Below are 19,556 nucleotides of genomic sequence, written 5' to 3'. Positions count from 1 at the left end.
GGAATTCCCCGCGCCCGCCGTCCGGCGCTACCCGCGTGCCGCCCAGCGCCGCAGTCGCGCGGTGTGGCCGCGCTTGCGGGAGCGCACCGAGCCGAGTTCCCCGGAGACCGCCGCGAGCGCCGTGACCGGCGTCCATCTGCGCCGTCCGCCGGGCGAGGTCCACCGGACGGCCGGGAGGTCCGTCACCCCGGTGACGGCCTCCCGCGGTATCACCCGCGTCCACACGTACCCGCGGACCGCGATCCGCCGCGCCTCGCAGCGGACCCCCGCGCGGTACCCGCGCACGGCGAGGACCCCGCACCCCGCGAGGACGACCAGCGCCGCCACCCGCTGCCACCCGCTCCCGGCCTCCGCGCCGTACCAGAGGGCGCCGAGCCCGGCCGCGAGACCGGGCACCGCGTTGGCCGCCCGGTTGACCGGCGCGGGCACGAGCTCCGTGCCGGGAGGACGTCGGGAACCGGCCACGTCCCCTACAGCACCGGCAGGTTCTTGCGGAGCTCGAAGGCGGTGACCTCGGAGCGGTACTCCTCCCACTCCTGCTTCTTGTTGCGGAGGAAGAAGTCGAAGACGTGCTCGCCGAGGGTCTCGGCGACCAGCTCGCTCTTCTCCATGAGGGCGATGGCCTCGCCGAGGTTCTGCGGGAGGGGCTCGATGCCCATCGCGCGGCGCTCGGAGTCGGAGAGGGCCCAGACGTCGTCGTCGGCGCCGGCGGGGAGCTCGTAGCCCTCCTCGATGCCCTTGAGGCCGGCGGCCAGGAGGACGGCGTAGGTGAGGTAGGGGTTGGCGCCGGAGTCGATGGAGCGGACCTCGACGCGGGAGGAGCCGGTCTTGCCGGGCTTGTACATGGGGACGCGGATGAGGGCGGAGCGGTTGTTGTGGCCCCAGCAGATGTACGAGGGGGCTTCGCCGCCGGAACCGGCCGTGCGGGAGGAGCCGCCCCAGATGCGCTTGTAGGAGTTGACCCACTGGTTGGTGACGGCGGAGATCTCGCCCGCGTGGCGCAGCAGGCCGGCGATGAAGGAGCGGCCGACCTTGGAGAGCTGGTACTCGGCGCCCGACTCGTAGAAGGCGTTCCGGTCGCCCTCGAAGAGGGAGAGGTGGGTGTGCATGCCGGAGCCCGGGTAGTCGGAGAACGGCTTCGGCATGAACGTGGCCTGCACGCCCTGTTCGAGCGCCACCTGCTTCATGACCAGGCGGAAGGTCATGATGTTGTCGGCGGTGGAGAGTGCGTCGGCGTAGCGGAGGTCGATCTCCTGCTGGCCGGGCGCGCCCTCGTGGTGGGAGAACTCCACCGAGATGCCCATCGACTCCAGCATGGTGATCGCCTGGCGGCGGAAGTCCATGCCGACGTTCTGCGGGGTGTGGTCGAAGTAGCCCGAGTTGTCGGCCGGGGTGGGCCGGGTGCCGTCGAGCGGCTTGTCCTTCAGGAGGAAGAACTCGATCTCGGGGTGGGTGTAGAAGGTGAAGCCGAGGTCGGAGGTCTTGGCCAGGGCCCGCTTCAGGACGTAGCGCGGGTCCGCGAAGGACGGCGAGCCGTCCGGCATGAGGATGTCGCAGAACATGCGGGCCGTGCCGGGGGCCTCGGCGCGCCACGGCAGGATCTGGAAGGTGCCCGGGTCCGGCTTGGCGATCATGTCCGATTCGTAGACGCGGGCGAAGCCCTCGATCGCGGAGCCGTCGAAGCCGATGCCCTCGTCGAAGGCCTGCTCAAGCTCTGCGGGGGCCACCGCCACCGACTTGAGGAAGCCGAGCACGTCGGTGAACCACAGACGTACGAAGCGGATGTCGCGCTCCTCGAGCGTACGGAGCACGAATTCCTGCTGCTTGTCCATTTCCACACCCATCCTCGCTGGTCAGGCCGCCTGCTCCCACCGCCTCGGGTACATCGGGGGGCACCTGAGCATCCCACCACATGGTTTCGCGCACGTTGCACACCCATAGTGCCTGCTCGGGTGTGACACAGGTAACGGGGAGGGGCCGATTCCGGGTGCTTGTTCGCCCGTCCGGCGCCTGCCCTCCGATCAGCGGGTGGTACCCCGTTCGGCCCACAGGGGGCTCGCGCCCACTACGATCTGCGCCCATGGGGGCCCCACGGCTCGTACGCCTGTCCGGAGACGCGCGTCCCATGGCACTGGCGAGTGCCGTGGCGACGCTCCTCGCCGCGCTCTTCCTCTGTCTGGGGACGGGCCCGGACCGGCAGGACGCCCACCACGAGGGGGACACGGCCCTGCGGGCGGTGACCGTCGTGGGCGAGTACGTCTGCCCGTACGACCGCGGGGGCTGCTCGCTCTTCCCCTCCCTCTCCCCCGCGGTGCTCAGCGCGCCCCCGCTCGACCCGCCGCTGCACGCGGAGGGCGGGTCCCCGCGGCCCGCGCCGCCGTCGGGTGACGGCCCCGCGCGCCGCTCGGGCGCCCAGCCGCGCGCTCCGGACCTGCACGTCCTTCAAGTTCTCCGGACATAGCGGCGGCGGGCTCCCGCCCCCGCCGCGTCCACCCCCGAACTCCACCCCCACCCCCGAAGAAGGACGACATCACCATGGCCGCCACCCGCTCCGCCAACGCCGACCGCCGCGCCCGAATAGAGGAGATGCGCCGCGCCGAGCAGGCCCGTGAGCGCCGCAACCGCCTGATCACCATCGGCGTCTCGGGCGTCGTCGTCCTGGGCCTCGTCGGCTTCGGCGCCTTCGTGCTGATGAAGAAGTCCGACGAGCAGGACGCTAAGGACGCCGCCGCCAAGGCGCCCATCTCGGCCGAGAAGTCCTGGGACGTGAAGAAGCTCGGCCGCAACCACGTCGAGACGGCCGTGAAGTACGACATGAAGCCGCCGGTCGGCGGCGACCACAGCCCGGTCTGGATGAACTGCGACGGCGTGGTCTACAAGCAGAAGATCGCCGAGGTGAACGCCGTGCACTCGCTGGAGCACGGCGCCGTCTGGGTGACGTACAACAAGTCGGCCTCCCAGGCCGACGTGAAGCAGCTGGCCGACAAGGTCGGCAAGACGAAGTACACGCTGATGAGCCCCGTGGACGACCAGGCCGGGGCGATCATGCTGTCCGCCTGGGGCAAGCAGGTGACCGTGGACGGCGCCGACGACCCGCGGGTCGACGCGTTCTTCACGAAGTACGTGCAGGGCCCGCAGACCCCGGAGCCGGGCGCGGCCTGCACCGGCGGCATCGGCGCCGACGGCCAGGGTGCCGGAGGGATGGGCCAGTGAGGCTCAACCGCACGCAGGGCGCCGCGGTCTCCGCCGTCGTCCTCGCGCTGCTCTTCGCCGGCGGGGCGGTGACGGTCGCCTCCGCCGACCGGGAGGAGGCCCCGCGCACCCCCGACTCCGCCTCGGCGGACGCCGGTTTCGCGCGGGACATGTCCGTCCACCACCAGCAGGCCGTCGAGATGTCGTTCATCGTCCGGGACCGGACGAAGGACGAGGAAGTCCGCAGGCTGGCGTACGACATCGCCAACACCCAGGCGAACCAGCGGGGCATGATGCTCGGCTGGCTGGACATGTGGGGCCTGCCCAAGGTCCGGTCCGGTGTCGAGCCGATGACCTGGATGGGCATGGGCGGGTCCGGCGACACCGGCCCGCTGGACGGGGCGCTGATGCCCGGCATGGCGACCAACGCCCAGCTGGACGAGCTGCGCAAGGCGAGCGGCCGGGAGGCCGAGGTCCTGTACCTGAAGCTCATGACCGAGCACCACAGGGGCGGGGTCCACATGGCCGAGGGCTGCGTGCAGAAGTGCACCGTGGACATCGAGCGCGGGCTCGCGCAGGGCATGGTCGACGCCCAGAAGTCCGAGATGGCGCTGATGGCGGACATGCTCGGGAAGCGCGGGGCCTGACCCGGTCCGGGGCCTGCCCCCGGACGGTTCCACGGCCCTTCACAGCTGCCCTCAAGGCCCCCGTGACCCCTCGTGGTCGCGGGGGCCGTCGCCATGGCGCCCCGGGGGCCGCGGGGCCGGGCGCGGCGCCGACGAGTCGCGCGGGGCGGGCCGCGCGCCGACAATGAGTGGGCTCGGGGAGTTCGTACGACGACGTTCGACGAAAGGTACGCACCCCATGACCACGGCGAAGGACATCATGCACACCGGGGCCCGGTGGATCCCGGAACACGAGACGCTCGACCGGGCGGCGCAGCTGATGCGGGACCTGAACGTGGGCGCGCTGCCCGTCGCCGACGCGAACGAACGGCTCTGCGGCATCGTCACGGACCGCGACATCGTGATCCGCTGCGTGGCCATGGGCCACGACCCGTCGAAGATCACCTGCGGCGAGATCACCCAGGGCACGCCCCGCTGGATCGAGTCCGGCGCGGACGTGGGTGCCGTCCTGGAGGAGATGCAGAGCCACCAGATCCGGCGCCTGCCCGTCATCGAGGACAAGCGGCTCGTCGGCATGATCAGCGAGGCCGACCTGGCCCAGCATCTGTCGGACGAGGAGCTGAAGGCGTTCTGCGCGAGCGTCTACGCCGCTTCCTGACCCGTTCCCAGGACCGCCCGGACCACTACGTCCGGGCGGTCCCGCATGACCGGATGCCCCAAGGGCCCTAGGGGGTGGTCGAAGGTTCCCGGTGGTCGGGGTGGATCCAGCCGGGTTTGCGGTACTTGAGGAGCGCCCCGGGGATGAGGAGGCCGAGGACCAGCAGGCCGCCGCCGACGATCAGCAGGTAGCGCCAGAGCGGCTGGTCGCCGAACTGGTCGGGCGGGACGAAGCCGATGACGAGCGCGGCGACCGAGGCGACGAAGCCGATGCCGGCGACCCACCCGACGGCGGGGACGCGGAAGCCGCGTTCGACCTCGGGACGGGTCCTGCGGAGCCTGACGACGGCCGCGAACATCAGCAGGTAGGCGATGAGGTAGATCTGCACGGTGATGACGGAGAACATCCAGTACGCGCTGGAGACGTTGTCGCTGAAGGCGTAGAGGACGCCGATCAGGGTGGTGACGACGCCCTGCGCGACCATGATGTTCATGGGCGCGCCGCCCTTGTTGAACTTCTGGAACACGGGCGGCAGATAGCCCTCCTGCCGGGAGAGCAGGACGAGGCCCTTGGCGGGTCCGGCGAGCCAGGTGAGCATGCCGCCGAGCGCGGCGCAGACCAGCATGAGGCCGACGACCTTGGTCATCCAGCCGATGGAGAAGTGGTCGAAGAAGGCCTGGAAGGCCTGCATCAGACCGGCGGTGAGGCTGAGTTGCTCCGCCGGCATGACCCAGGCGATGGCCAGGGCCGGAAGGATGAAGATCAACAGGACGAGGCCGGTCGCCAGGAACATCGACTTCGGGTACTCGCGCTTGGGTTCGCGCAGCGAGGAGACGTGCACGCCGTTCATCTCCATGCCCGCGTAGGACAGGAAGTTGTTGACGATGAGGACCAGGCTGGCGAGGCCGGTCCACGGCGGCAGCCAGTGGTCCGCGCTCATGGGCTGCGCGGAGGGGTTGCCCTGGCCGAGGAAGACGAGGCCGAGGACGACCAGGAGCACGCCGGGGATGAGGGTGCCGATGACCAGCCCGAAGGACGAGAGGCCGGCGATGGTCCGCGTGCCGCGCGAGGAGACCCAGACGCCGGTCCAGTAGACGACGACGATGACGATCGCGACGTACAGCCCGTTCTCGGCGAGCGAGGGGTCGATGACGTACGCGAAGGTCGAGGCGACGTACGCGAGCAGGCTCGGGTAGTACGCGATGGTCATGGCGAACTGGCACCAGACCGCCAGGAAGCCGAGCGGCTTGCCGAGCGCCTCGCTGACCCACCGGTAGATGCCGCCGCTCCAGCCCGAGGCGAGCTCGGCGCCGACGAGGGCGGTGGGGAGCAGGAAGACGAGGGCGGGGAGCAGGTAGAGGAAGATCGCGGCGAGTCCGTAGATGGCCATGGACGGCGAGGGCCGCAGGCTCGCGACGGACGCGGTGGTCATGAAGGCGAGGGTCAGCCAGGAGATGAACTGGCGCTTCGTGCCGTCGTCCTGGACGACGCTCCCGTCCTTCAGGGTGGGCGGTGCCGACTCCGCCGGGTCGTCAGTGGTCGTCATGGGCCCATGATCAGCGGGGCGGGACGACCCCGCATGTCGGCGCGGGGCGGGCCGCCGGTGCGCGCGGCGGGCGGTGACGGACGGGCGCCGCATCCCCCGCCGACCGGGAAGTCGCTGGCCAGAGCCCGTTCGCCGGTCTAACGTCGACGCTTCGGATCACCTCGGAGGCCCCCCGCATGACCACGCCCGCAGACACGCCCGACTCGCAGCCCTGGGCCCCGCCGCGGCCGCGCCCGCCCGCCGATGCGGAGGCGACCCGCACGGGGGCGGACCCGGTCGAGGCGAACCCGGTCGAGGCGGACCCCGTCGAGGCGGACCCCGTCGAGGCGGACCCCGTCGAGGCGGACCCCGTCGAGGCGGACCCCGTCGAGGCGAACCCGGTCGAGGCGGACCCCGTCGAGGCGGACCCCGTCGAGGCGCCGGCCCAGGCGCCGGCCCAGGCGCCGGCCCTGTTCCCTGGTCCGCCCTACGGGCCGGGGATTCCGCAGGGGCCCGACATGCCCGGGTCGGGCCCGTACGGCGTGCCGGCGGTGCCGGTCGCGCGGACCGGACTCGGGGTGGGGTCGCTCGTCATCGGCGTCGCGGGGCTGCTGTTCGGGATCGTGCCGTTCCTGTTCTGGCTCGGCGGGGTCATGGGCGTCCTGGCGCTGGTCCTGGGCATCGTGGGTTTCGGCCGGGCGAACCGGGGCGAGGCGACCGACCGGGGGCAGGCGGTCGCGGGCATCGTGCTCGGCGCGGTGACGATCGTCGTGTCGGCGGCCTGGCTGGTGGTGCTGGTCGTGGCGGCGCAGGCGGTGGAGCGGATCGACGAGCGGGTCCGCGAGAAGGAGGGCGCGTCCGCCGAGCCGTTCGCGCCGGACGGCGGGTCCGGTGGCACGGCGCGGCCCGAGCCCTCGCCCGAGCCGACGGAGACGGCTCCGTCGACGCTCGCGTTCGGCCGGACCCACACCTACGAGGACGGGGTGGAGGTGACCGTCTCCGTGCCGAAGCCGTACCGGCCCGACGGGTTCGCCGCCGGGTACGAGAAGGGCGACACCGCGCTCCGGGTGACGATCACGATCGTCAACGGCGGCGACGAGGCGCTGGACGTGACCACCGCGCTGCCGGACGCGCGCGACGCCCAGGGCGCGCGGGCGAGCACGATCTTCGACGGCAGCGGGGCGACCGAGATGTTCCGGGGCACGGTCCTCCCGGGCAAGCAGGTCAAGGCCGGGTACGCGTTCGCGCTGCCGTCGGACGCGGACGGCGAGCTGCAGATCGAGCTGGCGCCGAAGCTCCTGGCGTACGAGCCGGTGATCTGGACCGGTCCGGTGAAGTAGGCGCGGACCGCGCCGGATCACAGGACATAGCGTCGGTCTGACGATTACACTGGGCGGGTGCCTCAACTACGCCTCGCCCTGAATCAGATCGACTCGACCGTCGGAGACATCGCCGGGAACGCCGAGGCGATCGTGCACTGGACCCGGCACGCCGCCGGACAGGGCGCGCATCTCGTCGCGTTCCCCGAGATGGCGCTGACCGGATACCCCGTCGAGGACCTCGCGCTGCGCGGCTCCTTCGTCGAGGCGTCCCGGGAGGCCCTGCGCGGGCTCGCCCGGCGCCTCGCCGACGAGGGCTTCGGCGAGCTGCCGGTCGTCGTCGGCTACCTCGACCGGTCCGAGCGGGCCGTGCCGAGGCTCGGCCGGCCCGCCGGGTCGCCGGAGAACGCCGCCGCCGTGCTGCACCGCGGCGAGGTGGCGCTGCGCTTCGCCAAGCACCACCTCCCCAACTACGGCGTCTTCGACGAGTACCGCTACTTCGTGCCGGGCGACACCCTGCCGGTCGTCCGCGTGCACGGCGTCGACGTGGCCCTGGCGATCTGCGAGGACCTCTGGCAGGAGGGCGGCCGGGTGCCGGCGGCGCGTTCCGCGCGGGCCGGGCTGCTGCTGTCGGTGAACGCCTCGCCGTACGAGCGGGACAAGGACGACACGCGGCTCGAACTGGTCCGCAAGCGGGCCAGGGAGGCCGGGTGCGTGACCGCGTACCTGGCGATGACGGGCGGTCAGGACGAGCTGGTGTTCGACGGCGACTCGATCGTCGTGGACGCGTCCGGCGAAGTGATCGCGCGGGCCCCGCAGTTCGTCGAGGGCAGCGTGATCCTCGACCTGGAGCTGCCCGCGGCCGAGGACGACGCGCCCGAGGGGCCGGTCGACGACGGGTTGCGGATCGACCGCGTGGTCCTCTCCGGCGAGCCGCTGCCCGCGTACCAGCCGGAGCTGACGGGCGGCTACGCGCACCGGCTCGACGACGACGAGGAGGTGTACTCGGCCCTGGTCATCGGAGTCCGCGCGTACGCCGCGAAGAACGGTTTCCGTTCGGTCCTGATCGGCCTGTCGGGCGGCATCGACTCGGCGCTCGTCGCCGCCATCGCCTGCGACGCGCTGGGCGCGGAGAACGTGTACGGGGTGTCGATGCCCTCGAAGTACTCCTCCGACCACTCGCGCGGCGACGCGGCCGAGCTGGCGCGCCGGACCGGGCTCAACTACCGCACGGTGCCGATCGAGCCGATGTTCGACGCCTACATGGGGTCGCTCGGTCTCAGCGGCCTCGCGGAGGAGAACCTCCAGTCCCGGCTGCGCGGCACGACCCTGATGGCGCTCTCCAACCAGGAGGGCCACATCGTCCTCGCGCCGGGCAACAAGTCCGAGCTGGCGGTGGGCTACTCGACGCTGTACGGCGACTCCGTCGGCGCGTTCGGGCCCATCAAGGACGTGTACAAGTCGGACGTCTTCCGGCTGGCGCGCTGGCGCAACCAGGCGGCGGTGGACCGCGGCCAGACCCCGCCGATCCCGGAGGCCTCGATCACCAAGCCGCCCAGCGCCGAGCTGCGCCCCGGCCAGGTCGACACGGACTCGCTGCCGGACTACGAGGTCCTGGACGCGATCCTCGCCCTGTACGTGGACCAGGACCTGGGCCGGGACGCGATCGTGGCCGCCGGGTTCGACGAGGAGCTGGTGACGCGGACGCTGCGGATGGTGGACACGGCGGAGTACAAGCGGCGCCAGTACCCGCCGGGCACCAAGATCTCGGCGAAGGGCTTCGGCAAGGACCGCCGGCTGCCGATCACGAACCGCTGGCGGGAGGCTCCGGTGTCGGGCTGACCGCCGCGCCCTGCCGGAGGGTCAGAGCTTCACGCGGGCGGCGATCGGAAGGTGGTCGCTGTTCGTCTCCGGCAGGGCCCAGGAGGACATCGGCTCCACCCCCTTCACCATGATCTGGTCGATCCGGGCCATCGGGAAGGACGCCGGCCAGCTGAAGCCGAAGCCGTCGCCGGCCGCGCCCTGGGTGGAGCGCAGCTGCGAGGTGACGGCGTTGAGCGAGCGGTCGTTCATGGTGCCGTTGAGGTCGCCGAGGAGGACGATCCGCTCGTGCCGGTCGTGGGAGATGGCCTCGCCGAGCGCGTTGGCGCTGGCGTCGCGCTGGTTGGCGGTGAAGCCGGCGTTCAGCTTGACCCGCACGGACGGCAGGTGGGCCACGTACACCGCGACCTCGCCCTTGGGGGTCACGACGGTGGCCCGCATGGCGCGGGTCCAGCCCATCCGGATGTCGACGGGCTGCGCGGCGCGCAGCGGCAGCTTGCTCCAGAGCCCGACGGTGCCCTGCACGGAGTGGTACGGGTACGCCTTCGCGAGGCCCCGCTCGTACGTCGGGACCATGTCGCCCTTGAGCTCCTCCAGGGCCAGCACGTCGGCGCCCGAGCCGGCGAGCTCGCGGGCGGTGCCCTCGGGGTCCGGGTTGTCGGCGTTCACGTTGTGGGTGGCGACGGTCAGGTCGCCGCCGGAGGCCGACTTGTCGGCGACGAGGCCGCCGAAGAGGTTCAGCCACACCACCGCGGGGAGCAGCAGGGCGATCAGGGCGGTGGCGGAGCGGCGCACGAGGGCGAGGACGAGCAGCACCGGCAGGAAGAGGCCGAGCCAGGGCAGGAAGGTCTCGGTGAGGCTGCCGAGGTTGCCGATCCTGTTGGGGATGTCGGAGTGGAAGACCATCAGGAGCGTGAGCGCCACCGCGGCGAGGGCGAGCACGATGCCGCGGCGCCAGATCCCGGGGTCGCGGCGGAGTCGGTCGAGGGCGGCCCCCAGACGGGACCCGGAGCGCCCGTTCCCGGCGCCGCCGTGTTCGGTCTCCGTCATGTCCACCCGCGCCATCGCACTGTCCTCACTGCTGCCTTGCCGTCTTGCGTGACCCGGTGTCGACACTAGGCGATCCCGGGGCCGTCGTACTCCCCCAGGGACGACGGAGCCGCGTGGCGGGTTCCTGCAGGTGGCACCGGCGCCGACCCTGTGACAGAACGCGCACATTCGTGCGGCTCGGCGGCTTCGCGCGGCTCGGCACGTTCGTACCGCGGCGGCGGCTTCGTGCCTGGTCAGTGGCTTCGTACCGCTTCAGCGGCTTCGTTCCGCGCCGGCGGCTTCGTACCGCTTCGGGTCAGGCGCGGGGGCGCAGGCCCTCCAGGACGGTGTCGACGACCCGTTCGGCGAGGCCGGGCTCCAGGGTCGCGCCGGGGCGGATGACGGTGCGCAGCAGCAGGGGGCCGGTGAGGAGGTCGTTGACGAACTCGACGTCGAGGTCCGCTCGGATCTCCCCCCGCTCCATGCCGCGCCGCACGGCGTCGAGGCCGATCCGGCGGCGGGGTTCGATCACCGTGTGGTGGTACGCGTCCCAGAGCTTGGGGTAGCCCTGCATCTGCGAGAACACGTGGCGCAGCACGGCGGAGCTGCGCTTGGCCAGGCCGCGCTGCCGCAGCGACTCCAGGAGCGCGACGAGGTCGTCCCGCACCGAGGTGCCGGGCAGCACCGGGTCCGGGGGCTCCACGGAGCGGACCAGGTCGACGAAGAGCTCCTCCTTGCCGGCCCAGCGGCGGTAGATCGTCGCCTTGCCGACGCCGGCGGTGCGGGCGATCCGCTCGATGGACAGGTCGGAGAGCGGAACCCCCTCGTCGAGCAGCCCGGCCGCCGCGTCGAAGATCGCCTGCTCCACCGCCTCGCTCCGCGGCCGCCCCCGCCGGACGGGGGCGGGCTCGGGCTCGCCCCCGGACGCGGACTCGGGCTCGGACGCGGACTCGGACTCGGGCTCGGACGCGGACGCGGACGCGGGCTCGGACGCGGACTCGGACTCGGACTCGCCCCCGGACGCGGACTCGGGCTCTGCCCCCCGCTCGGGCCCGGCGCCCGGCTCGGGGCCGTCGTCGTGGGGGTCGGGGGCCCCGCCGTCCTGCAGTGACACGTGCGCTCCGCCTCTCGTCCGGGTGGTGGCCGGGTGGTTTACCGTCGGGCCGATTCTCCCGCCTCGCCGCCGGAGGCGGGCACCGAGGGCCGCTGGGGGTCGCCGGGGCCGGGGGCCGTGCCGGGGCCCGTCGGCGTACGGCCCGGGAGGAAGGCGGCGACGACGGCGGCGCCGGCCAGGGCGATCACGGCCGAGGCGACGGCGGTGACGTGCATGGCGCCGAGGAAGGCGTCGTACGCGGGGGCGACCAGGGCCCGGCCCGCGGGGCCGAGCTTCTCCGCGACGGCGAGCGTGGCCTCGACGGACTCGCCCGCCGTGTCGCGCAGGGCGGCCGGGACGCCGCCGAGGTGTCCCTCGATCTGCCCGCGGTAGGTGGAGGAGAGCACCGAGCCGAGGACGGCCACGCCGAGGGCGCCGCCGACCTGCCGGAAGGTGTTGTTGATCGCCGAGCCGGAGCCGGCCTTCTCGCGGGGCAGCGCCTGCATGATCGTGACGGTGACCGGCGGCATGATGTGCGCCATGCCCGCGCCCTGGAGGAAGAACACGACTTCGAGGACCCAGACCGGGGTCGTGGCGTCGAAGAGGGCGAAGGCGGCGAGGCCGAGGGCGACCAGCAGCATGCCGCCGGTGCACACCGCCTTGGCGCCGAAGCGCTCGACGACGAGTCGGGCCCGGGGCGAGAACACCATCTGCGCGACGGCGAGCGGCAGGATGAGCAGCCCGGACTGGAGCGCGCTGTAGCCGCGGACGCTCTGCAGGTAGAAGGCGGAGAAGAAGGTCACGCCCATGAGGGCGAAGAAGACGAGCGCGATGGCGGCGACGGCCGCGGAGAACGCGGGCTTCCTGAAGTAGGTCATGTCGATGGCCGGGTGGTCGCTGCGCTTCTCGTAGAGCACGAAGCCGGCGAGGACCGCGAGGCCGCCGAGGACCGGGGCGAGGACGGTGACGTCGGTGAAGTCGGCCAGTTCGCCGCCGTGGATGATCCCGTACACCAGCAGGACGAGTCCGACGACGGAGAGCAGCACGCCGGGTATGTCGACGCGGCCGGGGTTCGGGTCCCGGGAGTCGGGCACGAGCCAGAGCATGAGGGCGAGGGCCAGGACGACGACGGGCACGTTGACGAGGAAGATCGATCCCCACCAGAAGTGTTCGAGGAGGATGCCGCCGGTGATCGGGCCGATCGCGATGGCGAGGCCGACGCTGCCGGCCCAGATGCCGATGGCCTTGGGCTGCTCGTCGCGCTCGAAGACGTTCATGAGGACGGCGAGGGTGGCCGGCATGACGAAGGCGGCACCCAGGCCCATCACGGCCCGGTAGGCGATGAGTTCGCCCGGGGAGCCGGAGAAGGCGGCCAGGGCGGAGCCGATGCCGAAGACGGTGATGCCGAAGAGCAGGACCTTCTTGCGGCCGAGGCGGTCGCCGAGGAGGCCGGAGGTGAAGAGGAGTCCGGCGAAGACCAGCGTGTAGGAGTTGATCGACCACTCCAGCTCGCTCTGGGTGGCGCCGATGCCGGTGGGCGCGGGGGAGGCGATCGTCCTGACCGCCACGTTCAGGATCGAGTTGTCGAGGACGACGATGAGCAGGCTGAGCATGAGGACGCCGAGGACGGCCCAGCGGCGCCGGTGGGCGGCCTCGGGGACGCGGGGCGTGGCGGGGGCAGGGGACTGCGGTGACATGCTCACCACCTTAGGGGTAATTTCGATACGAGACCGTCTCGTATCGAAAATCTGACCGAGGCTTTACGTTGCCGTGGTGTGAACAGCGCCACTCGCGCCCACTTCCCCGCCCGCCCGGCGAAGTGCCACCATGGATGTGGTCCGGGGACGCCGTGAGGGCGCCTCGAGATGACACAACAAGGAGCCGTTCACCATGACGCTTCAGGCTGCCCCGAAGACGTCCGCCGACAGCAGCAAGGCGCTGTACGGCGGCAAGGGCACACGCCGCATCTCCGTCCACGACATCGCCGCCGCCAAGGTCCGCGGCGAGAAGTGGCCGATGCTCACCGCCTACGACGCGATGACCGCCTCCGTCTTCGACGAGGCCGGCATCCCGGTGATCCTCGTCGGCGACTCGATGGGCAACTGTCACCTCGGCTACGACACCACCGTGCCCGTCACGATGGACGAGATGACGATCCTCTCCGCCGCCGTCGTCAGGGGCACCAAGCGCGCCCTCGTCGTCGGCGACCTCCCCTTCGGCTCGTACCAGGAAGGGCCCGTCCAGGCCCTGCGCAGCGCCACCCGGCTGGTCAAGGACGCGGGCGTCCACGCGGTCAAGCTGGAGGGCGGCGAGCGCTCGCTGCCCCAGACCGAGCTGCTCGTCCAGGCCGGCATCCCCGTCATGTCCCACCTGGGCCTCACCCCGCAGTCCGTGAACACCATGGGCTACCGGGTGCAGGGCCGCAGCGACGAGGCCGCCCACCGGCTGCTCAGCGACGCCAAGGCGGCGCAGGACGCGGGCGCGTTCGCGGTCGTCCTGGAGCTCGTACCGGCCGAGCTGGCCGCCGAGGTCACCCGCTCGCTGCACATCCCGACCATCGGGATCGGCGCCGGCTCCGGCACCGACGCCCAGGTCCTCGTCTGGACCGACATGGCCGGCCTGACCGGCGGCAAGGTCCCGCGCTTCACCAAGCAGTACGCGAACCTCCGCGAGACGCTCGGCGACGCCGCCCGCGCCTTCGCCGAGGACGTCTCCGGCGGGGCGTTCCCCGCCGAGGAGCACACGTTCCACTAGCCCCCTCGGACCGTCCGGTCCGCGCCCCCCGGACCGTCCGGTCCGTCGACGGCACAGGACCGGACGAACCGGTACGAGCCACTGCGGCACCACCTACAGCCCGCCGACATCCCCCATCGGCGGGCTGTAGGCCGTCTGTAGGAGGCTTGTCGGTGGCGCCTGGTCTAGTAGCGACCATGACGCGATCACACATCAACGCCGTCGAGGTCCGGGGCCTCGTGAAGCACTTCGGCGAGACGAAGGCCCTCGACGGGGTCGACCTCGACGTACGGGAGGGTACGGTCCTCGGAGTCCTCGGCCCCAACGGCGCCGGGAAGACCACCCTCGTCCGCTGTCTGTCCACCCTCCTCGCCCCGGACTCCGGCACCGCCACCGTCGCCGGCTACGACGTGGTGCGGCAGCCCCGCCAGCTCCGCCGCACCATCGGCCTCACCGGCCAGTACGCCTCGGTCGACGAGAAGCTGTCCGGCTTCGAGAACCTGTACATGATCGGGCGGCTGCTCGACCTCTCCCGCAAGGACGCCCGGAGCCGCGCCGACGAGCTCCTGGAGCGCTTCTCCCTCACCGAGGCCGCCAAGCGGGCCGCGATGACCTACTCCGGCGGCATGCGCCGCCGGCTCGACCTCGCCGCCTCCATGATCGGGAAGCCCGCCGTCCTCTACCTGGACGAGCCGACGACCGGCCTCGACCCCCGGACCCGCAACGAGGTCTGGGACGAGGTCCAGCGGATGGTCTCCGAGGGCGTCACCGTCCTCCTCACCACCCAGTACATGGAGGAGGCGGAGCAGCTCGCCAACGAGCTGACCGTCATCGACCGCGGCCGGGTCATCGCCAACGGCAAGGTCGACGAGCTGAAGGCCAGGGTCGGCGGCCGCACCCTGAAGATCCGCGCCGTGGACCCGGCCGATCTGTCGGCCATGGCGTCCGCGCTGCGCGAGACCGGGCTCGACGGCGTCGCCGGTTCGACCGTCGTGCCCGACGAGGACGCGCTGTACGTGCCGATCCTCACCGACCAGCAGCTGACCGCCGTCGTGGGCCTGCTCGGCGCGCGCGGCTTCGGCATCGCCCACATCGGCACCCATCTGCCCAGCCTGGACGAGGTGTTCCTCGCGATCACCGGCCAGAAGTCGACCGTGTCCGACGCGCTTCCCGAGGAGGTCGCCGCATGAGCGCCACCACGACCACCACCCCGCTGTCCGAGTCCCCCGTCGACGCCCCCGGGCCCGGCCCGGCGGCTCCGGCGCGCAAGGTCTCCGGCGAGGGCCGGATCGGCCTGCGGGCCAACCTCCGCCACATCGGCGCGCTGGCCCGGCGCAACGCCCTCCAGATCAAGCAGGACCCGGAGTCGATGTTCGACGCCGTCCTGATGCCGATCATCTTCATCCTGCTGTTCGTGTACGTCTTCGGCGGCGCCATCGCCGGCAAGGGCAACAACGACGCGTACGTGAACTACGTGACCCCCGGCCTGATGGCGATGATGGGCATGAACATCGCCATGGCCGTCGGAGTCGGCATCAACGACGACTTCAAGAAGGGGGTGATGGACCGGTTCCGGACGATGCCGATCGCCCGCTCCTCCGTCCTCATCGCCAAGATCGTCGTCGAGGTCGGCCGCATGATGATCGCCACCGCGATCCTGCTCGGCATGGGCTTCCTGCTCGGCCTGGAGATCAAGACCTCGGTCCTCGACCTCTTCGCCGCGATCGGCCTGTCCGTGGTGTTCGGCGCCTCGCTGATGTGGATCTTCATCCTGCTCGGTCTGACCCTGAAGACGGCCCAGGCCGTCCAGGGCATGGCCATGCTCGTCCTGATGCCGCTCCAGTTCGGCTCCTCGATCTTCGCCCCGCCGACCTCGATGCCCGGCTGGCTGGAGACCTTCACCGACTACAACCCGCTGTCGAACCTGGCCGACGCCGCGCGCGGCCTGATCAACGGCGGCCCGATCGCCCACTCGGTGTGGATGACCCTCGGCTGGGCCCTGGCGATCACCGTCGTCACGGCGCCGCTGGCGGTCGCCAAGTTCCGCAAGAAGACCTGACACCGGAGCGGGGGCTCAGGACTCGGCGCGCTCTCTGATCGCGTCGGCGGCGCGACCGAGCACGGCGGCGGCCTCTTCCAGCGAGAGGCCGCCGCCTTCGGCGTGCGCCACGGCGAACTCGTCCTCGCCGATCACGGACCTGACCAGCTCGGTCGCCCGGTCCAGGTTCTCCCGCTCCAGCGGCGGCGGCAGGTGCTCCGCGGGCAGCAGGCCCTCCCTGGCACCCAGCAGCACCGCCCCGGCCCGCGCCGCCTCCGGCGCGCCCGACCCGGCCAGCGCCCAGGCGGCGGTGACCAGATGGACCGCCGGCATCTGCGGGGCGACCATCATCGACAGCGGTCCGAGGGACCGCTCGTACGCCTCCACGGCGAGGTCGAGCGCCGTCGCGTACCGCCCGTCCAGGTTCTCCAGCCAGCCCAGGATGCCGAGCGTGAAGCCCTCGAAGAGGGACAGGGTCGTGGAGTCGAACTCGCCCCGCAGCAGGAGGAGGTGCTCCCGGGCCTCGGCGATCCGGCCGCTGCGTCCGAGCGCCAGGGCGAGGAACACCCGGGCACCGAGCACGGGTTCGTGCCCCCGCCCGTACCCGCCGTCCACGATCTCCCGCAGGATCGCCTCGCCCTCGTCGGGCCGTCCCGTCTCCACCAGCATGTCCGCGTACCTGGCCCGCAGCAGGGCCATCTGCGACTGGGCGCCGATCCGCTCCGCGTAGCCGATCGCGGCGGCGAAGTCCTCCGCCGCGCCCACGAACTCGAGCCGGCGCTCGCGGGACTCGGCGCGGGAGGAGAGCGCCTCGGCCGCGCCCCAGGCGTCGCCGAGGCGGACGAAGATCTCCAGGCTCTCGTCGGCGTCGGCACCCGCCCGGTCGGCCCAGTCGGACCGGTTGGCGAACATGTTGGCGCGCAGCTGGAGGGCGTTGGCCAGTTCCCATGCGTAGCCGTGGCGGCGGCAGGCCTCGACGGTCGCGTCGAGGAGCGCGCGCAGCCTGCCCGCCTCGCCGATGAGGAGGACCGCGAAGACGGCGAAGGAACCGGGCAGCCGGCAGGTCTGCGGCAGGCCCGGCTCGTAGACCGCGGTCATCTCGCGCAGCCGCCGCACCCCCTCGGGGGTCGTCCAGCGCCCGGTCTCGTGGTCCATGTTCAGGAGCTCCACCAGGCGCACCCCGCGCCGGGCCTCCCAGCGCTGCTCCTCGGAGAGCGGCGGCGGCAGGGCCGTGCACGGCTCGTGCAGGGCCACGACGGGGGCCGCGGGCCGCGCGAACGGGTCGGGCCCCAGGGCGGCGGCCGCCCGCGCCCAGTGCAGCGCGTCGACACGCAGGTCGCGCATCTGCCAGTACCAGAGCAGCGCGTGGACGAGGACGAGCGCCTCGTCCTCGTCGCGGCCGGCGACGGCCCTGCGCAGCGCCGTGCGGAGGTTGCCGTACTCGGCGCCGAAACGGGCGATGGCCTCGACCTGCCCCGCCCCCCTCAGCTCCGGGTCGGTCCGGCGGGCCAGTTCCCGGTAGTACGTCAGGTGGCGGCGCTCGGCCGCCGCCCGCTCCCCCGCCTCGTCCAGCCGCTCCGCCGCGTACTCGGCGACGGTCTCCAGGAGCCGGTAGCGCATCCCGGTCTCGGCGGGCGCGGCGACGACGAGCGACTTGTCGACGAGGGAGCCGAGCACGTCGAGGACGTCGGCGGGGGCGGGGACGCCGGCGGCCTTGCCCGCGGTCTTGTCGGCGGCCTTGCCCGCAGGGGCGTCGGCGAGGGGGGCGGGGGCGTCGGCGGGGATGCCGGCCTCGGCTCCTCCGCACACCGCCTCCGCCGCCTCCAGGTCGCAGCCGCCGGTGAACACCGACAGGCGCCGCAGGACGGCCCGTTCGGGGGCGTCGAGGAGGTCCCAGGACCAGTCGACGACCGCGCGCAGGGTCTGCTGGCGGGGCAGTACGGTCCGGGCGCCCGAGGTCAGCAGCCGGAACCGGTCGTCGAGCCGGTCCGCGATCTGACGCAGGGTCAGCATCCGCAGCCGGGCCGCGGCGAGCTCGATCGCCAGCGGGAGCCCGTCGAGGCGGCGGACGATCTCGGCCGCCGCCTCCGGGTCCTCCTCGGTCCGGAAGCCCGGGCGGACCGCCGCGCCCCGCTCCCCGAACAGCCGTAGCGCGGTCTCCGCCGGGAGCGGCCCGAGCGGGCGCAGCACCTCCCCCGGCACTCCGAGGGGTTCCCGGCTCGTCGCGAGGACCCGGAGGCCGGGGCAGCGGGCCAGCAGGGTCTCGGCCAGGTCGGCGGCGGCGGCCACCACGTGCTCGCAGTTGTCGAGGAGCAGCAGCATCCGGCGACCCGCGCAGTGCTCGACGAGCCGGGCGAGCGGGTCGTCCCCGGCGCGCAGCTCCTCGGCTCCGGCGCCGCGCAGCACGGTCTCGCGGGCGCCGACGGCCGCGAGGACGGCCTCGGGCACGGCCTCCGGATCGCTTACAGGCGCGAGCTCGGCCACCCAGACCCCGTCGGGCCACGCCCCGGCGCCCCGCTCGGCCGCCTCCTGCGACAGCCGTGTCTTCCCGGCTCCGCCGGGACCGAGCAGCGTGACGAGCCGCGCGCCGCGCAGGTCCTCCCGGAGCGCGCGGATCTCCTCGTCCCGCCCGACGAAGCTGGTGAGCCGGGCCCGCAGGTTCCCGGGGGCGGCGGGGGTCCGCGGCGGCGCGGGCGCCCCGGCGGGTGCGGGCGCCGGTGCCGGTGCCTGGGCCGGTACCGGGGCGAGGAGTTCCGCGTGGAGGGAGCGCAGGGCCGGCGACGGGTCCGTGCCGAGGCGGTTGGCGAGGGCGCGGCGGACCGACTCGTACGCGGCGAGCGCCTCGGCGGCCCGGCCGGTGTCCCTGAGGGCGCGGATCCGCAGGGCCTGGAGGAGCTCGTCCAGCGGGTGCGCGGCGCAGAGGGCGGTCAGCTCGGGAAGGGCGGCGGACGCCCCGCCGAGGGCGAGGGCCGCGTCGAGGCGGGCGCGGCGGGCGTCGAGCTTTCGGGCCTCCCAGCGGGCGGCCTCGGCGTCCCGGTCCGGCAGGTCGGCGAGGGCGGGCCCGCGCCAGAGCCCGAGGGCCTCGTCGAGGACGGCGGCGGCCCGTTCCGGCTGGCCGGCGCCGAGCGCGGCCACGCCTTCGGCGGCGAGGCGTTCGAAGCGCCGGGTGTCGACGTCCTCGGGCCGGGCGTCCAGCCGGTAGCCGCCCTCCGCGGAGACCACCCGGTCCCGGCCGACGGCCTTGCGCAGCCGCCCGACGAGGGCCTGGAGCGCGGCGACGGCGTCGGCGGGCGGCTCGTCGCCGTGCCACACCTCGTCGACGAGGTCCGGCACGGGCACGGTCCGGCCTGCGCGCAGGGCGAGCACGGTCAGCAGCGCGCGGACCCGCGGGCCGCCGACGGTCACGTCGGTGCCGTCGGGCGCGTGGGCGAGGGTCGGGCCGAGCAGCGAGTAGCGCACGGGCCCATTGTCCGTGAGACGGTCCCCGGCCGAGGAACTCGCCCCCGCACCCGGTACGTTTCC

At 72.9% G+C, this 19,556-nt stretch carries 17 protein-coding genes; 9 read left to right on the top strand and 8 right to left on the bottom strand.

The features are described from left to right. Positions 1–27 precede the first annotated feature (27 nt). Both MRBLMG1_RS18090 and MRBLMG1_RS18085 read right to left on the bottom strand, forming a co-directional pair. Positions 28–465, bottom strand: a complete 438-nt coding sequence (locus MRBLMG1_RS18090; protein WP_367825080.1) for a hypothetical protein — start codon at positions 463–465, stop codon at positions 28–30. A 5-nt stretch (positions 466–470) separates the two neighbouring features. Next, on the bottom strand, positions 471–1,832 hold the full coding sequence (locus tag MRBLMG1_RS18085) for a glutamine synthetase family protein (protein WP_190102476.1): 1,362 nt from the start codon (positions 1,830–1,832) through the stop codon (positions 471–473). Between the two features lie 293 nt (positions 1,833–2,125). Here MRBLMG1_RS18085 and MRBLMG1_RS18080 point away from each other — a divergent pair, with 293 nt between their 5' ends. The 4 genes from MRBLMG1_RS18080 to MRBLMG1_RS18065 all read left to right on the top strand — a co-directional run bounded on the left by MRBLMG1_RS18080 (position 2,126) and on the right by MRBLMG1_RS18065 (position 4,476). Then, entirely contained in the window at positions 2,126–2,461 is a 336-nt protein-coding gene (locus MRBLMG1_RS18080) for a hypothetical protein (protein ID WP_367825079.1), read from the top strand. Positions 2,462–2,535: 74 nt separating this feature from the next. After that, on the top strand, positions 2,536–3,213 hold the full coding sequence (locus MRBLMG1_RS18075; protein ID WP_367825078.1) for a DUF3105 domain-containing protein: 678 nt from the start codon (positions 2,536–2,538) through the stop codon (positions 3,211–3,213). Next, positions 3,210–3,839 (top strand): DUF305 domain-containing protein, encoded by a 630-nt coding sequence (locus MRBLMG1_RS18070; protein WP_367825077.1) that lies wholly within the window; start codon positions 3,210–3,212, stop codon positions 3,837–3,839. Before MRBLMG1_RS18075 ends, MRBLMG1_RS18070 begins: the two co-directional genes overlap by 4 nt. Before the next feature lie 217 nt (positions 3,840–4,056). Then, on the top strand, positions 4,057–4,476 hold the full coding sequence (locus MRBLMG1_RS18065) for a CBS domain-containing protein (RefSeq protein WP_367825076.1): 420 nt from the start codon (positions 4,057–4,059) through the stop codon (positions 4,474–4,476). Positions 4,477–4,543: 67 nt separating this feature from the next. On the opposite strand, the gene MRBLMG1_RS18060 is transcribed toward MRBLMG1_RS18065, so the two are convergent. Beyond that, positions 4,544–6,022 (bottom strand): APC family permease, encoded by a 1,479-nt coding sequence (locus MRBLMG1_RS18060; protein WP_367825075.1) that lies wholly within the window; start codon positions 6,020–6,022, stop codon positions 4,544–4,546. 137 nt (positions 6,023–6,159) lie between these two features. Beyond that, complete coding sequence (locus tag MRBLMG1_RS18055; RefSeq protein ID WP_367825125.1) at positions 6,160–6,450, bottom strand: pentapeptide repeat-containing protein; 291 nt, start codon at positions 6,448–6,450, stop codon at positions 6,160–6,162. A gap of 69 nt (positions 6,451–6,519) precedes the next feature. Here MRBLMG1_RS18055 and MRBLMG1_RS18050 point away from each other — a divergent pair, with 69 nt between their 5' ends. Together MRBLMG1_RS18050 and MRBLMG1_RS18045 are read left to right on the top strand one after the other, a co-directional pair. Then, the gene (locus MRBLMG1_RS18050; RefSeq protein ID WP_367825124.1) at positions 6,520–7,341 is read left to right on the top strand and encodes a DUF4190 domain-containing protein; all 822 of its coding nucleotides are present in this window, start codon (positions 6,520–6,522) and stop codon (positions 7,339–7,341) included. A gap of 57 nt (positions 7,342–7,398) precedes the next feature. Beyond that, positions 7,399–9,162, top strand: coding sequence for an NAD+ synthase (locus MRBLMG1_RS18045; RefSeq protein WP_367825074.1), 1,764 nt, complete (start codon positions 7,399–7,401; stop codon positions 9,160–9,162). Between the two features lie 21 nt (positions 9,163–9,183). Here MRBLMG1_RS18045 and MRBLMG1_RS18040 read toward each other — a convergent pair whose 3' ends face one another. From MRBLMG1_RS18040 to MRBLMG1_RS18030, 3 genes are all read right to left on the bottom strand, one after another. Continuing rightward, on the bottom strand, positions 9,184–10,206 hold the full coding sequence (locus tag MRBLMG1_RS18040) for an endonuclease/exonuclease/phosphatase family protein (protein ID WP_367825073.1): 1,023 nt from the start codon (positions 10,204–10,206) through the stop codon (positions 9,184–9,186). Positions 10,207–10,486: 280 nt separating this feature from the next. Then, complete coding sequence (locus MRBLMG1_RS18035; protein WP_414721603.1) at positions 10,487–11,278, bottom strand: TetR/AcrR family transcriptional regulator; 792 nt, start codon at positions 11,276–11,278, stop codon at positions 10,487–10,489. A 44-nt stretch (positions 11,279–11,322) separates the two neighbouring features. Next, positions 11,323–12,960 carry an MFS transporter gene (locus tag MRBLMG1_RS18030; RefSeq protein WP_367825071.1) on the bottom strand — a complete coding sequence of 546 codons (1,638 nt, stop codon included), beginning with the start codon at positions 12,958–12,960 and terminating at the stop codon, positions 11,323–11,325. A 193-nt stretch (positions 12,961–13,153) separates the two neighbouring features. Between MRBLMG1_RS18030 and panB the strand changes: the two genes are divergently transcribed. The 3 genes from panB (at position 13,154) to MRBLMG1_RS18015 (ending at position 16,055) form a co-directional block, all read left to right on the top strand. Beyond that, positions 13,154–14,017: a 3-methyl-2-oxobutanoate hydroxymethyltransferase gene (panB, locus tag MRBLMG1_RS18025; protein ID WP_367825070.1), complete on the top strand. Its 864-nt coding sequence runs from the start codon at positions 13,154–13,156 to the stop codon at positions 14,015–14,017. A 176-nt stretch (positions 14,018–14,193) separates the two neighbouring features. Then, a complete protein-coding gene (locus MRBLMG1_RS18020) occupies positions 14,194–15,186 on the top strand; it encodes an ATP-binding cassette domain-containing protein (RefSeq protein ID WP_367825069.1) in 993 nt (330 codons plus the stop codon). Next, complete coding sequence (locus tag MRBLMG1_RS18015) at positions 15,183–16,055, top strand: ABC transporter permease (RefSeq protein WP_367825068.1); 873 nt, start codon at positions 15,183–15,185, stop codon at positions 16,053–16,055. The genes MRBLMG1_RS18020 and MRBLMG1_RS18015 overlap by 4 nt, the downstream gene beginning before the upstream one ends. Before the next feature lie 15 nt (positions 16,056–16,070). On the opposite strand, the gene MRBLMG1_RS18010 is transcribed toward MRBLMG1_RS18015, so the two are convergent. After that, positions 16,071–19,493, bottom strand: coding sequence for a BTAD domain-containing putative transcriptional regulator (locus tag MRBLMG1_RS18010; RefSeq protein WP_367825067.1), 3,423 nt, complete (start codon positions 19,491–19,493; stop codon positions 16,071–16,073). Positions 19,494–19,556 lie beyond the last annotated feature (63 nt).

Source organism: Streptomyces sp. LMG1-1-1.1, assembly GCF_040815545.1.
Classification (GTDB): Bacteria; Actinomycetota; Actinomycetes; order Streptomycetales; family Streptomycetaceae; genus Streptomyces.
The sequence above is the reverse complement of the archived record's forward strand: the minus strand, read 5'-3'. Positions and strand labels throughout refer to the sequence as shown.

Coding starts and splice junctions, on each gene's coding strand:
- MRBLMG1_RS18085 (WP_190102476.1), bottom strand. CDS start 1,832: ATGGACAAGCAGCAGGAATTCGTGCTCCGTACGCTCGAGGAGCGCGAC.
- MRBLMG1_RS18080 (WP_367825079.1), top strand. CDS start 2,126: ATGGCACTGGCGAGTGCCGTGGCGACGCTCCTCGCCGCGCTCTTCCTC.
- MRBLMG1_RS18075 (WP_367825078.1), top strand. CDS start 2,536: ATGGCCGCCACCCGCTCCGCCAACGCCGACCGCCGCGCCCGAATAGAG.
- MRBLMG1_RS18065 (WP_367825076.1), top strand. CDS start 4,057: ATGACCACGGCGAAGGACATCATGCACACCGGGGCCCGGTGGATCCCG.
- MRBLMG1_RS18060 (WP_367825075.1), bottom strand. CDS start 6,022: ATGACGACCACTGACGACCCGGCGGAGTCGGCACCGCCCACCCTGAAG.
- MRBLMG1_RS18050 (WP_367825124.1), top strand. CDS start 6,520: ATGCCCGGGTCGGGCCCGTACGGCGTGCCGGCGGTGCCGGTCGCGCGG.
- MRBLMG1_RS18040 (WP_367825073.1), bottom strand. CDS start 10,206: ATGGCGCGGGTGGACATGACGGAGACCGAACACGGCGGCGCCGGGAAC.
- MRBLMG1_RS18030 (WP_367825071.1), bottom strand. CDS start 12,960: ATGTCACCGCAGTCCCCTGCCCCCGCCACGCCCCGCGTCCCCGAGGCC.
- panB (WP_367825070.1), top strand. CDS start 13,154: ATGACGCTTCAGGCTGCCCCGAAGACGTCCGCCGACAGCAGCAAGGCG.
- MRBLMG1_RS18020 (WP_367825069.1), top strand. CDS start 14,194: ATGACGCGATCACACATCAACGCCGTCGAGGTCCGGGGCCTCGTGAAG.
- MRBLMG1_RS18015 (WP_367825068.1), top strand. CDS start 15,183: ATGAGCGCCACCACGACCACCACCCCGCTGTCCGAGTCCCCCGTCGAC.